Below are 12,468 nucleotides of genomic sequence, written 5' to 3'. Positions count from 1 at the left end.
ACAACTTTGAGAACGCTTTACCGCTCGCTGGCCACCGCCGGCCTTGCCCTCGCCCTGGTCGTTCCTGCTGTTGCGCAGGCGCAGCAGGAGCGCGTGATCCGCTTCGGCCACCTGAACAACGCCGACCACCCCGTGAGTTTCGGCGTCAAGCGCTTTGCCGAGCTGCTCTCGGCCAAGAGCGGCGGCAAGATGAAGGTCCAGGAGTTCCCCGCCTCCCAGCTGGGCAACGAGATGCAGCAGCAGTCGGCCCTGCAAGGCGGCGTGCAGCAGATGTCGGCACCGGCCACCACGTCACTGGCGGGCATCGTCAAGGAGTTCGGCCTCGTCGACTTTCCCTTCTCGGTGAACAACTTCGCGCAGGCCGATGCGCTGCTCGACGGGCCTCTGGGCCAAGCCCTGATTGCCAAGCTCCCCGAGAAGGGCCTTGTCGCCCTGGGCTACTGGGACCTCGGGTTTCGCAACGTCACGAACAGCAAGCGCCCCATCGCCAAGCCTGAAGACCTCGAGGGCTTGAAGATCCGCGTGATCCCCAACCCCGTGTTCCTGGAGACCTTCAAGGCCTTCAAGGCCAACCCGGTACCGATGCCTTTCGCCGAGCTGTACGGTGCGCTGGAAGCCAAGGCTGTCGATGGCCAGGAGAACCCGTATGCGGTGATCCTGTCGAACAAGTTCTACGAAGTGCAGAAGTTCGTCAGCGCCACCAACCACGTGTACGCCGCCAACATCGTGCTGGTGAGCAAGAAGTTCTGGGACTCGCTCACGCCCGCCGAGCAGAAGATGATGAACGACGCGGCCAACGAGGCGCGCGGCTACCAGCGCCAGGTCAGCCGCGCCGCCGCGCAGAAGGCCGTGGGCGACCTGCAGGCCAAGGGCGCGCAGTTCAACGAACTCTCACCCGCCGAACAGAAGCGCATGCGCGACATCGCCAAGCCTGTCGTCGACAAGTTCGCCGCCCAGTACGACCCCGCCATCGTCAAGCTCTACAACGACGAGCTCGCGCGCATCCGCAAGTAGCGCGTCCCCACGGCCGACGACGAATTCTTTCTTCGTTCCCGCCGGCAATTTCCGTCACTCCCACGTCTGCGCCTGCCGCCACCCGCGGCGCAGCGACACGTGCTGGGCGCGTGCGCCAGTCCGATTCCGCCATTGACCACCAAGAGGAGACTCCGTTGAAACATTTCAGATCCTTTCCCTTCGGACTTGCATCGGCCGCTGCGCTCGCACTGGCATTGAGTGCCTGCGGTGGAGGCGACGGCGGCGGCGGCGCGGCCTTGCCGTTCCTGCCCGTGGCGCCTGCGCCTGCTGCATCGGCACCGCCGCCCGCGCCGACCGACGAAGTGCCGGCCACGCCCACCGAGCCGGTGGCCGAGGTCGACGACAGCTTCGACGAGTACTACAACGTCTGCCGCGGCACCAACCCCAAGTGCTACAACGACTGGGGCGCGTTCGCCAGCACGCCCGACCGCGTGCTGATCTATTCGCGCACCGCCGGCCCGCGCCATGCCGTGCTGGGCACGCCGATGGCGGCCGGCCTGAACCCGACGATGAACACCGACAACGTGATGCAAGCAGGCCTCGTGCGCATGCTGTCGGCCGAGGGCATCACGGTCGACTGGACCGAGGACGTGGCCGTGCTGGGCAGCCGCATCAACAACTACAAGGCGATCATCTTCGCGAGCTCGAACCGCGACACCTTGTGGAACGGCGCGGTGAGCACCAGCCAGGACGCCGCGCGCACCGCGCTGCGCAACTACATGCGCCGCGGCGGCGGCTTCGTCGGCCTGCACAACGCCTTCGGCGCCGAATACAACTGGCCCTACTACGAAGGCCTGCTGGGCAACGCGAACTTCTACAACCACGGACCGAACCGCGCGGGCGACGTCGAGATCGTCTCGGACGACCCTTCGACGAAGGACGTGCCCAAGCGCTTCTCGTTCCAGGACGAGTGGTACAACCTGATGCCCTTCCCGACGAAGGTGAAGTTCCTGGCCAAGGTCGACACCTCGACGCTGAAGCCGCTCACCTCCGCGCCGCATCCCGGCCACGCCGACTTCCATCCGGTCGCCTGGTGCCAGTACTACGACGGCGGTCGCGCATGGCTCACGACCCTCGGGCACAACGCGCACTCGTTCACCGCCGACCTGTCGGGCGTGGGCGCCATCGAGTTCCAGAAGCTCGTCGTGCAAGGCGTGAAGTCGGCGATGGGGCTGACACCTTTCTGCACCACAGAGTAACCACGACCTCCCGGGGCCGGTGCGGCGCCGTGTGCGCGCCACCGGTCGTTTCGAACACCCCTGTTCCAACGTTCACCGAGTAGAGACATCCATGAAGAAAAAATCATTGGTCACGCTGCTGATCTCGTGCGGCGTGCTTGCATCGCCGTTGCTGATCACCGCCTGCGGCGGCTCCAGCGGCGGTGGCGGCACGCCCGTGCTGCCCGTGGTGCCGGCCCCCGCGCCGCCGCCGTCTGCCGGCACACCGCCGCCCGCATCGCCACCGGCCGCCGCCGCACCCGCGGCCGACCTGTCGGACTGCTGCACCGCCGGCGACAAGGACTTTCCGAAGGTCGGCGGCAACCTGGGCAACCAGAACTATTCGAGCCTGCGCAAGATCAACAAGGGCCTGGTCACGCAACTGGGTGGCGCCTGGGTCAACCAGATCGAAGGCGGCATGACCACCGGCAACAACCAGAGCACCACCGTCGTCGTCGACGGCGTGCTCTACATCGAATCCGCACTCGGCAACGTGGTCGCGGTGGACGGCAAGACCGGCGTGACGAAGTGGAAATGGACCACGCCCTACGGCGGCATCACCCGCCGCGGCGTGGCCGTCGCCAAGGACCTGGGCCTGGTGTTCACCGTGGCCACCGGCAATCGCCTCGTGGCGCTGCGCACCGACACCGGCGCCGTCGAGTGGATCAAGCAGTACCCGACCAGCAGCACCGACCCCGACTACAAGGGCGCGCTGCAGAAGGTCGCGCTGGTCTACCACGACAAGCGCCTGTACCTGGGCACCAACGATGGCAACCGCGGCGCCGCGTTCTCTGCCGACGCGCTCACCGGCAAGGTGCTGACCACCTTCTGGGGCGTGCCCCGCGCGGGCGAACTCGGCTACGACACCTGGGGCGGCGCACCCGACACGGCACGCACCGGCGCCACGCCGTGGATCCATCCCGCGGTCGATCCCGAGCTGGGCCTGGTGTACTGGACCTTCGGCAACGTGCGCGGCGGCTCGTCGCAGGACGGTTCCTCGCGCCCGGGCCAGAACCTGTTCGCCAATTCCATCGTCGCGCTCGACCTGAAGAGCGGCGAATACAAGTGGCACTTCCAGTCGGTGCATCACGACATCTGGGACATGGACAACGTGATGTCGCCCGTGCTCGCCGATGTGAAGATCGACGGCAAGGACCGCAAGGTCGTCATCTACGGCAGCAAGACGGGCATGTACTACATCCTCGATCGCAAGGACGGCAGCGCGCCGCTGGGCATCGACGAAGTGCCCGTGAAGCAGGACGCCCGCCAGGCCAGCTGGCCCACGCAGCCGCTGCCGCGCCAGGGCGCCTGGACCGAGACCTGCATCGTCGACCAGCCGCTGGGCACGGCCATTCCGGGCGACCCGAACCGCGCAGTGCCCAACTACACGAAGGGCTGCCTGTACGACGCGCACTGGGACGTGCCGATTCTTTCCATTCCAGGCCATGGCGGCGGTGCCAACTGGAACCACCAGTCCTTCAGCCAGCGCACGGGCCTGGTCTATACGGGCATGGGCTACGTGTCGGCGGCGCACTCGCTCAGCGAGTCGAGCAACGGCCTGCGTCCGCCGGGCACCTACATGACCGGCGCGGTCGTGGCGGTGGACCCGAGCACCAACCTCGTCAAGTGGAAGAAGCCGCTGCCGTACTCGGTGGCGCACGGCAACGGCATCCTGAGCACGGCCTCCGACCTGCTGTTCATCGGGCAGCCCGACGGCAACCTGCTGGCGCTCGATGCGCAGGACGGTACCGAGCTGTGGCGCTTCCAGACCGGCGCGGCGATCAGCGCGAGCCCGGTCTCCTACGAGATCGACGGCGAGCAGTACATCGCGGTGTTCTCGGGCGGCACCAGCATTCCGTACGGCGACTCGGCCCCGCGCGGCGACCGGCTGTGGGCCTTCAAGGTCGGCGGCGCGGTGACCGCGGCCGCCACGCCGACACCGCCCGTGGTGCGCCGGCCCGTGTCGGGCCAGGCGGTGGAGGGCGCGGCACTGCCGACGCCGAACACCGTGTTCCTGGCGCGGGTGCAGACGGCGGCGAACGAGCCGGGCGCGACCGAATCGACGGCCGTCAATGCCATGACGCCGACCTTCATGCGCGTGCCTGTCAACACCGCCGTGACCTTCACCAACCCCGCAGCCAACGCCAACACCCACTGCGCCACGCAGTTCTTCGAAGGGCGGTTCAATTTCAGGCTGAACCCGGGCCAGTCGCAGACCCACACCTTTGACACGCCGGGCGAATACTTTTACAACGACTGCCATAGCCCGCGCCCGACGGGAAAGATCGTCGTCTATTGATATGTCCTCAACCCCAACCACTGAAGGAGCAATGCGATGAAATGGTGCAAGCCTGAGTTTGAAGAAATGCGTTTCGGTTTCGAAATCACGATGTACATCTCCGCTCGCTGAGCGCGCAGACCCACGGCACCGGCCTTGCGCCGGTGCCGTGTTTTTTTGTTGGACCCCCATGAAGATTCTGGTGCTGGGTTCGGGAGCGGGCGGTGGCTTCCCTCAATGGAATTGCAATTGCCGCCTGTGCGCCGGCCAGCGAAGCGGGCAGGTGCGGGCCATGCCCCGCACGCAGAGTTCGATCGCCGTGTCGGCCGATGGCGAACGCTGGATTCTGCTGAATGCCTCCCCCGACCTCGGCGCGCAACTGCGCGCCTCGCCGGCCCTGTGGCCGCGCCACGGACTGCGCCATTCACCGATCGAGGCGGTGGTGCTGATGGACTCCCAGATCGACCACGTCGCAGGCCTGCTGAGCCTGCGCGAAGGGCAGCGGCTGCAGCTGTACTGCACGCCCGAGGCCCATGACGACCTCACCGGCAGCCTGCCGCTGCTGCGCACCCTCGACAGCTACTGCGGCGTGACCTGGCACCCGTTGTCGCTCGAGGCCGGCGGCGGTGCCTGGCACGACATCGCCGGCCTGCGGCTTCAGGCCGTGCCGGTGCCTGGCAAGGCGCCGCCGTATTCACCGCGCCGCCAGACCGAGGCGCGCAGCGAGAACGCCGCGGTGCTCATCGAAGACCCCGCCACCGGCAAGCGCGTGCTCTACGCGCCGGGCCTGGCGCAGGTCGGCGAAGCCGAGCGCCGCAGCCTCGACGCCTGCGACTGCGTGCTCGTCGACGGCACCTTCTGGACCGAGGACGAAATGGTCGCGGCCGGCCTGGGCAAGAAGCACGCGGCCGACATGGGCCACCTGCCGCAGTGCGACGGGCCGCACGGCCCCGGCATGCTGCAGGCGCTCGACGCCTGCGCGGCGCGGCGCAAGGTGCTCATCCACATCAACAACAGCAACCCCATCCTGGACGAAGACGGGCCACAGCGCGCGCAGCTCGTGCGCCGCGGCATCGAGGTCGCGTTCGACGGCATGGTCCTGGAGATCTGAACACGTGACACAAGAGGCACAAGGCCCATGGTCCCCGCAGGCGTTCGAAGCGAGGTTGCGCGCCATGGAGTCGCGCTACCACAGCCACCACCCGTTCAATCGCCGGCTCAACGCGGGCGAGCTGCAGCCCTTCCAGGTGCGCGGCTGGGTGGCGAACCGCTTCTACTACCAGTGCCGCATCCCGGTGAAGGACGCCGCCGTTCTGTCCAACTGCGACGACCGCGCCACGCGCCGGCGCTGGGTGGTGCGCATGCTCGACCACGACGGGCACGGCGACCATGAAGGCGCCAACGCGGGCGGCATCGAGATCTGGACCCGCCTGGGCATCGCCACCGGCCTGGCGCGCGAGGTGCTCGAGTCGCACGCGCTCGTCGTGCCCGGCGTGCGCTTCGCGGTCGATGCCTACGTCAACTTCGCGCGCACGGCGCCGTGGCAGGAGGCGGTGATCTCCTCGCTCACCGAGATGTTCGCGCCGCGCATCCACAAGGACCGGCTCGCGGGCTGGCCCACGCACTACCCGTGGATCGACACCTCGGGCCTGGACTACTTTCGCAGCCGCATTCCGCTGGCCGACCGCGACGTCGAGCACGGCCTCGAAGTGGCGATGCAGTGGTGCACCACGCGCGAGCGGCAGCTGCGTGCGCTGCACATCCTGGGCTTCAAGCTCGACATCCTCTGGGCCATGCTCGACGCGATCGAGAAGGCTTATCCCGACGACCTTCCGAAAGAACAGCAGCCATGACCGCATGGACCGACGATGCCCAGCCGGCGCTCACCTCGATCTACCGCATGCAGTGGGAAGAGGCACAGCAGTGCCACGTGCTGCTGTTCCCCGAGGGCATGATCAAGCTCAACGGGCCGGCGGCCGAGATCCTCCAGCGTTGCGACGGCAAGACCTCGGTGGCCGCACTCGTGGCGGACCTGGAGCGCACCTTCGGCGAGAGCGACCTGCATGCCGACGTGCTCGAATTCCTGGAGCAGGCCCATGGACGCCACTGGATCCGCTGAGGTGCAAGCCCGCGCACCCCGCGCGGTCGCCAAGCCGCCGCTGTGGCTCCTGGCCGAGCTGACCTACCGTTGTCCGCTGCACTGCGCCTTCTGCTCCAACCCGGTCGACTACACGCGCTACCGCGAGGAGCTGGACACGGCCGAATGGATTCGCGTGTTTCGCGAGGCACGCGCGATGGGCGCGGTGCAGCTGGGCTTCTCGGGCGGCGAGCCGCTGCTGCGCGACGACCTGCCCGAGCTGGTCGCGGCGGCGCACGAGCTCGGCTTCTATACCAACCTGATCACCTCGGGCGTGGGCCTCACGCCGCAGCGCGCCGAGACGTTGAAGCGCGCGGGGCTGGACCACATCCAGCTGTCGTTCCAGGATTCGAGCCGCGAGCTCAACGACTTCCTCAGCTCCACGAAGACCTTCGACCTCAAGCAGCGCGTGGCCCGCACCATCAAGGACCTCGGGTACCCGATGGTGCTGAACTGCGTGATGCACCGCTACAACCTGCCGCACGTGGGCCGGATCATCGAGATGGCCGAGGCGATGGAAGCCGACTTTCTCGAACTCGCGAACGTGCAGTACTACGGCTGGGCCTGGCGCAACCGCGAGATGCTGATGCCCTCGCGCGAGATGCTGGCCACGGCCGAGGCGGTGGTGCAAACCCATCGCCCGCGCCTGGACGGCCGCATGAAGATCCTCTGGGTGGTGCCCGACTACGCAGAGGGCAAGCCCAAGCCCTGCATGGCGGGGTGGGGCAGCGTGTTCCTCGTGGTGGCGCCCGACGGCGTAGCGCTGCCGTGCCACAGCGCGCGCATGCTGCCCGGGCTCGACTTTCCCAACGTGCGCGAGCACAGCATCCGCAGCATCTGGCAGGAGAGCCCGGCCTTCGGCGCGTACCGTGGCACGGGCTGGATGAGCAGCACCTGCCAGAGCTGCGACGAGAAAGAGAAGGACCACGGCGGCTGTCGCTGCCAGGCCTTCCTGCTGACCGGCGACGCGGCGGCCACGGATCCGGTGTGCCCGAAGAGCCCGCGGCATGAGGAGGTGGAGGCGATGGTCAAGGCGGCGGGTGATCCGCGCGACGTCGGCACGCCGATCCGCTTCGTGCCGGGCGCGCGGCGTGCGGGCGAACTCGTCTTTCGCACCGACGCGAATGCGCTGAGCTGAGAGCACGCGCCAATGACGATCACCCATCGCCTGCCGCTGGACGGCGGGCATGTGATGCACGTCGAGGAGCACGGCAATCCGGCGGGCCTGCCGGTGGTGGTGTTGCACGGCGGGCCGGGCTCGGGAAGTTCGCCGCTGCTGCGTCGGGACTTTGATCCGGCGCATTACCGCATCGTCTGCCCCGACCAGCGCGGCTCGGGCCTCAGCACCCCCACAGGATCGATTGAGCACAACACGCTCGCCGATCTGCTGGCCGACCTGCGTCTGCTGCGCGCACACCTGCGCATCGATCGATGGCTGGTGGTGGGCGGCTCGTGGGGCGCCACGCTGGTGCTGATGCATGCGCTCGACGCACCGGAGGCCGTCGCGGGCCTGCTGCTGCGCAACGTGTTCCTCGCGCGTCCGGGCGACATCCACGCGCTCTTCGCCGGGGCCCTGCAGCACGACGGCCCCGCATGGCGCGCACTGTGGGACGAGGCCGGGCGCCGGCAATGCCCGGTGACGGTGCCGATCGCCGAAGTCTTCGCGCACGGCACCTGGGCGCGGCAGTGCGAGCTGACGCGCCACTGGTTCGATTGGGAACAGCGTTTCGCCACCGGCGGCGCCGCGTCGCCGATCGACGAGGTGATGCTGCCGCGGCTCGTGGCGCGCTACCGCGTGCAGAGCCACTACCTGCGACACGGCTGCTGGCTCGATGCGCCCACGCTGCTGCAACGCTGCGCCGCATTGCCTGCTGTTCCCACACTGATCGTGCATGGCACGCAGGACGCGCTGTGTCCGCCCGAGGGCGCTCAGGCGCTGGCGCAGATGCTGGGCGCGCCGCTGCAGTGGGCGCAGGGCGCGGGCCACGACCCGACGCATCCGGCCATCGCCGCGGCCATGCAGCAGGCCTTGCGCGACTACGCGGCCACGCAGGCCTTCGGCTTCAACGCAGCCGCACCTTGAGCGGGTCGCCGATCAATGTCACCTTGCCGTCCTTGCGATAGGACCACAGCCGGTCGTTGCCATGGCCGTCGTCGGCCACGAAGAGCACCGCGTCGCCCAGCGCGCGAAAGCCCAGCGGCATGGCGTGGCGTTCGCCCGCGGCCAGGTCGGCCACCGCACGCGTGCCGGCCGGCGTGCCGTCGCTGGTCCACGGCTCGACGCCACGGCCACCGCCGCCGTTCGCCGCGAACCACAGGCGCGCGCCGATGACGGCGAAGCGCGCTGGCGAGCCGTTCTCCGCGCCCGGTGCGATGTCCTTCACGCGCACCGTGCCCGCCGCCGTGCCGTCGCTGCGCCACAGCTCCGCGCCCGACACGCCATCGGTCGCGGCGAAGTAGAGCTTGCCGCCCATCACGGCGATCGCGCTCGACATGGAGCCGCTCGGGCCGGGGCGGATGTCCTTCACCAGCGTCGTGCCCTTCGCGGTGCCGTCGGTCTTCCACAGCTCGATGCCGTGCACGCCGTCGTCGGCCGAGAAGTACAGCGTGCGGCCCAGCACTGCCAAGTGCGTCGGCCGCGAGGGTGCGGCGCCCGGGCGCAGGTCCTTCACCAGCTGCGTGCCGTGTGCGGTGCCGTCGCTCTTCCACAGCTCGGCGCCGTGTTCGCCGTCGTGCGCGGTGAAGTACAGGTCATTGCCCACGGCCGTGAGGTTCTGGATGCCCGCGTCCTCGAGGCCTGGGCGGATGTCCTTCACCAGGCGTGTGTGCTCGGGCGTGCCGTCGGTCACCCAGAGCTCGTGGCCCTGCGTGCGCGTGGTCGCGGTGAAGAACAGGCGCGGGCCGGCCACGGTGAGCTGGCGGGTGAGGGCGCGCGGCCCGGCGTCGACGGCGGACACGCGCGTGGTGCTCTTCGCATCGCCCGTGGTCTTCCACACCTGGAAGCCGGTCTGGCCGTCGTCGGCCACGAAGTAGAGCGCGTCGCGGAACACGGTCAGCTCGTTGGGCATCGCGCCTTCCTCGCCGGGGCGCAGGTCGATCACCTGCGTCGTGCCGGCGGCGGTGCCGTCGGTGCGCCAGAGCTCGAGCCCGCTCGCGCCGTCGGTGGCCGTGGTGTAGACGTGGCCCTTGAACGCGACCTGACTGGCAGGGAACGACCCCCGGAAGCCCGGCCGGATGTCTTTCAACAGGGTGGTGCCGGCGTTGCTGCCGTCGGTGACCCACAGCTCCTGGCCCGTCGTGACATGGAAGGCGCTGAAGACCATCTTGCCGCTGCCCAGCGGCGCGAGGCCGGAGGGCGCGATGAAGGCCAGCCGCTGGCGCTGCTCGGGCAGCACTTCGCGTTCGGGGTCTTGTGCAGCGGCGGGCAGGGCGGTGAGCAGGGCGAGCGCGGTGAGGAAAACGGCGCGCATCGGCTCAGCCCCCGAACCACCGCGCCGGCACGATCACCAGCTGCGGAAACGCCACCATCACGAACAGGATCGCGAACTCGGCCAGCATGAACGGCACCACGCCGCGCGTGACGTCGTCCATCGAGATCTTGCCGACGCCGGCCACCACGTTGAGCACCGTGCCCACCGGCGGCGTGACGAGGCCGATCGAGTTGTTGATGATGAACAGCACGCCGAAGTACACGGGGTCGATGCCGGCCGCCTTCACCACGGGCATGAGCACCGGCGTGAGGATGAGGATGGTCGGCGTCATGTCCATCGCCGTACCCACCACCATCACGAGCACCATGATCGCGATCATGAGCAGCATCTGGTTGCCCATGAACGGCTGCAGCATGCCCACGATCTTGGAGGGCAGGTCGGCCACCGTGATGAGCCAAGCGCTCACCATGGCCGCGGCGATCAGGAACATCACGATGGCGCTGGTCTTGGCCGCGCTCACGAAGATGGCGTACAGGTCCTTCCAGGTGATCTCGCGGTACACCACCGTCGACACGAACAGCGCGTACACGGCGGCCACCACCGCGGCCTCGGTGGGCGTGAACACGCCCATGCGCAGGCCCACGAGGATGATCACCGGCAGCATCAGCGCCCACAGCGCGTTGCGGAAGGCGGCGGCAATCTCGGCGGACGACTTGCGCGGCGGCGGCACGATCTTTTCGCGCCGCACCAGCCAGGCCCAGGTGATCCATAGCGCGCCGCCGATCAGCAGCCCGGGCACGATGGCCGCGAGAAACAGCTTGGAGATCGACACGTTGGCCGCCACGCCGAAGATCACCAGGCCGATGCTCGGCGGGATCACGGGGCCGATCACGCCGGTGGCCGCAATGAGGCCGGCCGCGCGCGGCTTGTCGTGGCCCGCGCGCACCATCATCGGCAGCAGCAGCGCGGTGAGCGCGGCGGCGTCGGCCACGGCCGAGCCCGAGAGCGCCGACAGCAGGCAGCCGGCCATGATGGTCACGTAGCCCAGGCCGCCCTTCACATGGCCGACCAGCGCGAGCGCGAAGTCGACGATGCGCTTGGACAGCCCGCCCACGTTCATGATCTCGCCCGCGAGCATGAAGAAGGGCACGGCCAGCAGCGGAAAGCTGTCGGCGCCGCCGATCACGTTCTGCGTGAGGATCTGCGCGTCGAACAGGTCGAGGTGCCACATCAGCGCCACGCCGCTGGCCAGCAGCGAGAAGGCGATGGGAATGCCCATCGCCATGGCGAGCAGCAGCGAGCCGACGAAAACAGCGATGGTCATGGCCGTGCTCCCGGTTCCTTGGCGTCCTGCGAACCCAGGATCTGCTGCAGCTGCACCGCTTCTTCCGACTCCTGCACCATCACCAGCTCATGGTCGGCGATGCGGCCCGTGAGCAGGCGCAGCAGGTCGAGCGCCAGGATGAGCCCGGCCAGCACCGAGAACACGATGCCCGCCGCGTAGACGATGGCCATCGACGCGCCGGTGACGGGCGCCGTCACGTCCCAGTTGATCCGCGCCTGCGCGATGCTGCCTTGCAGCAGCAGCCAGACGATGTAGAGCATGACTGCATGGCCGACGGCCAGGCAGATCTTCTTGCCGATGGGGGGCAGCTTCTGCACCACCATGTCGACACCCAGGTGCCCGTGCTCCTTCAGCGCCACCACGGCGCCCAGGAAGGTCATCCAGATGAAGAGCCAGCGCGAGATTTCCTCGGACACCGTGATGCCCGAGTTGAAGCCGTAGCGCAGCACCACGTTGCCGAACACGAGCACGACCATGACCGCGAGCGCGGCCGCGATCAGCGCTTCGATGCCGGTGCAGCACCGGTCGAGCCAGCGGTTCATGCGGCGGCCTGCGCCTGAACTTGAGCCTGCGCCTGGCGCTGCATGTCGACCAGCGCGCGCAGCGCCGCCAGGTACGACAGCGGGCCCAGGCCCTGGACCGTGCCCTTCACCGCCGGCGAGATGATCGAATGCGCGCGCCATGCTTCGCGCGCGGCGATGTTGGACATGTGGACCTCGATGGTCGGGAACGGCATGGCCTTGATCGCATCGTGCAACGGCACGCCGTGCTGCGTGAGGCCGGCGGGGTTCACCAGCGCGCCCTGCGCATCGTCGATGTGGGTGTGCAGGAAGTCGATCAGGTCGCCTTCGTGGTTCGACTGGATGGTGTCCAGCGTCACGCCGAGTTCGACGGCGAGGGCCTGCAGCTGCGCGTTGATTTCGGCGAGCGTGGTCTTGCCGTAGATGTGCGGTTCGCGGCGACCGAACAGGTTGAGGTTGGGGCCGTGGAGAACGAGGATCTTCATGGGGAGCTTCGGTGAGGGA

Annotated in this window: 13 protein-coding genes; 9 read left to right on the top strand and 4 right to left on the bottom strand. The window is 68.5% G+C overall.

The window, feature by feature from the left end; translation table 11 throughout:
* Positions 1-6 precede the first annotated feature (6 nt).
* From AC1RAD_RS28090 to AC1RAD_RS28050, 9 genes are all read left to right on the top strand, one after another.
* Complete coding sequence (locus tag AC1RAD_RS28090) at positions 7-1,014, top strand: TRAP transporter substrate-binding protein (RefSeq protein WP_492729660.1); 1,008 nt, start codon at positions 7-9, stop codon at positions 1,012-1,014.
* Positions 1,015-1,169: 155 nt separating this feature from the next.
* Positions 1,170-2,234 carry a ThuA domain-containing protein gene (locus tag AC1RAD_RS28085; RefSeq protein WP_492738349.1) on the top strand — a complete coding sequence of 355 codons (1,065 nt, stop codon included), beginning with the start codon at positions 1,170-1,172 and terminating at the stop codon, positions 2,232-2,234.
* A 91-nt stretch (positions 2,235-2,325) separates the two neighbouring features.
* Positions 2,326-4,551: an outer membrane protein assembly factor BamB family protein gene (locus AC1RAD_RS28080; RefSeq protein WP_492738347.1), complete on the top strand. Its 2,226-nt coding sequence runs from the start codon at positions 2,326-2,328 to the stop codon at positions 4,549-4,551.
* A gap of 36 nt (positions 4,552-4,587) precedes the next feature.
* A complete protein-coding gene (gene pqqA, locus AC1RAD_RS28075; protein ID WP_013539171.1) occupies positions 4,588-4,662 on the top strand; it encodes a pyrroloquinoline quinone precursor peptide PqqA in 75 nt (24 codons plus the stop codon).
* 58 nt (positions 4,663-4,720) lie between these two features.
* On the top strand, positions 4,721-5,641 hold the full coding sequence (gene pqqB / locus AC1RAD_RS28070; RefSeq protein ID WP_492738345.1) for a pyrroloquinoline quinone biosynthesis protein PqqB: 921 nt from the start codon (positions 4,721-4,723) through the stop codon (positions 5,639-5,641).
* Positions 5,642-5,645: 4 nt separating this feature from the next.
* Positions 5,646-6,383, top strand: coding sequence for a pyrroloquinoline-quinone synthase PqqC (pqqC, locus tag AC1RAD_RS28065; RefSeq protein ID WP_492738344.1), 738 nt, complete (start codon positions 5,646-5,648; stop codon positions 6,381-6,383).
* Positions 6,380-6,649: a pyrroloquinoline quinone biosynthesis peptide chaperone PqqD gene (gene pqqD, locus AC1RAD_RS28060; protein ID WP_070059765.1), complete on the top strand. Its 270-nt coding sequence runs from the start codon at positions 6,380-6,382 to the stop codon at positions 6,647-6,649. Before pqqC ends, pqqD begins: the two co-directional genes overlap by 4 nt.
* Positions 6,627-7,805: a pyrroloquinoline quinone biosynthesis protein PqqE gene (gene pqqE, locus AC1RAD_RS28055; RefSeq protein WP_492738342.1), complete on the top strand. Its 1,179-nt coding sequence runs from the start codon at positions 6,627-6,629 to the stop codon at positions 7,803-7,805. Before pqqD ends, pqqE begins: the two co-directional genes overlap by 23 nt.
* A gap of 12 nt (positions 7,806-7,817) precedes the next feature.
* A complete protein-coding gene (locus AC1RAD_RS28050; protein WP_492738341.1) occupies positions 7,818-8,750 on the top strand; it encodes an alpha/beta fold hydrolase in 933 nt (310 codons plus the stop codon).
* Here the strand turns inward: AC1RAD_RS28050 and AC1RAD_RS28045 are convergent.
* From AC1RAD_RS28045 to AC1RAD_RS28030, 4 genes are read right to left on the bottom strand one after another with little or no spacing between them, the layout of a single operon-like run.
* On the bottom strand, positions 8,731-10,137 hold the full coding sequence (locus AC1RAD_RS28045; protein WP_492738340.1) for an ELWxxDGT repeat protein: 1,407 nt from the start codon (positions 10,135-10,137) through the stop codon (positions 8,731-8,733). The genes AC1RAD_RS28050 and AC1RAD_RS28045 overlap by 20 nt on opposite strands.
* Before the next feature lie 4 nt (positions 10,138-10,141).
* A complete protein-coding gene (locus AC1RAD_RS28040) occupies positions 10,142-11,422 on the bottom strand; it encodes a TRAP transporter large permease (protein ID WP_062476564.1) in 1,281 nt (426 codons plus the stop codon).
* Positions 11,419-11,985, bottom strand: coding sequence for a TRAP transporter small permease (locus AC1RAD_RS28035; RefSeq protein ID WP_159277659.1), 567 nt, complete (start codon positions 11,983-11,985; stop codon positions 11,419-11,421). The genes AC1RAD_RS28040 and AC1RAD_RS28035 overlap by 4 nt, the downstream gene beginning before the upstream one ends.
* On the bottom strand, positions 11,982-12,449 hold the full coding sequence (locus AC1RAD_RS28030; RefSeq protein WP_369632080.1) for a type II 3-dehydroquinate dehydratase: 468 nt from the start codon (positions 12,447-12,449) through the stop codon (positions 11,982-11,984). The genes AC1RAD_RS28035 and AC1RAD_RS28030 overlap by 4 nt, the downstream gene beginning before the upstream one ends.
* Positions 12,450-12,468: the final 19 nt, after the last annotated feature.

The sequence above is a fragment of the Variovorax sp. GW823-FHT04B03 genome (genome assembly GCF_058796495.1).
This window is presented reverse-complemented; position numbering and strand designations above follow the sequence as displayed.

What these genes read in the sequence shown, in the direction of transcription:
- pqqD (WP_070059765.1), top strand. Translation starts at nt 6,380, where the DNA reads ATGACCGCATGGACCGACGATGCCCAGCCGGCGCTCACCTCGATCTAC.
- AC1RAD_RS28040 (WP_062476564.1), bottom strand. Translation starts at nt 11,422, where the DNA reads ATGACCATCGCTGTTTTCGTCGGCTCGCTGCTGCTCGCCATGGCGATG.
- AC1RAD_RS28030 (WP_369632080.1), bottom strand. Translation starts at nt 12,449, where the DNA reads ATGAAGATCCTCGTTCTCCACGGCCCCAACCTCAACCTGTTCGGTCGC.
- AC1RAD_RS28080 (WP_492738347.1), top strand. Translation starts at nt 2,326, where the DNA reads ATGAAGAAAAAATCATTGGTCACGCTGCTGATCTCGTGCGGCGTGCTT.
- pqqB (WP_492738345.1), top strand. Translation starts at nt 4,721, where the DNA reads ATGAAGATTCTGGTGCTGGGTTCGGGAGCGGGCGGTGGCTTCCCTCAA.
- AC1RAD_RS28050 (WP_492738341.1), top strand. Translation starts at nt 7,818, where the DNA reads ATGACGATCACCCATCGCCTGCCGCTGGACGGCGGGCATGTGATGCAC.
- pqqE (WP_492738342.1), top strand. Translation starts at nt 6,627, where the DNA reads ATGGACGCCACTGGATCCGCTGAGGTGCAAGCCCGCGCACCCCGCGCG.
- AC1RAD_RS28035 (WP_159277659.1), bottom strand. Translation starts at nt 11,985, where the DNA reads ATGAACCGCTGGCTCGACCGGTGCTGCACCGGCATCGAAGCGCTGATC.
- AC1RAD_RS28045 (WP_492738340.1), bottom strand. Translation starts at nt 10,137, where the DNA reads ATGCGCGCCGTTTTCCTCACCGCGCTCGCCCTGCTCACCGCCCTGCCC.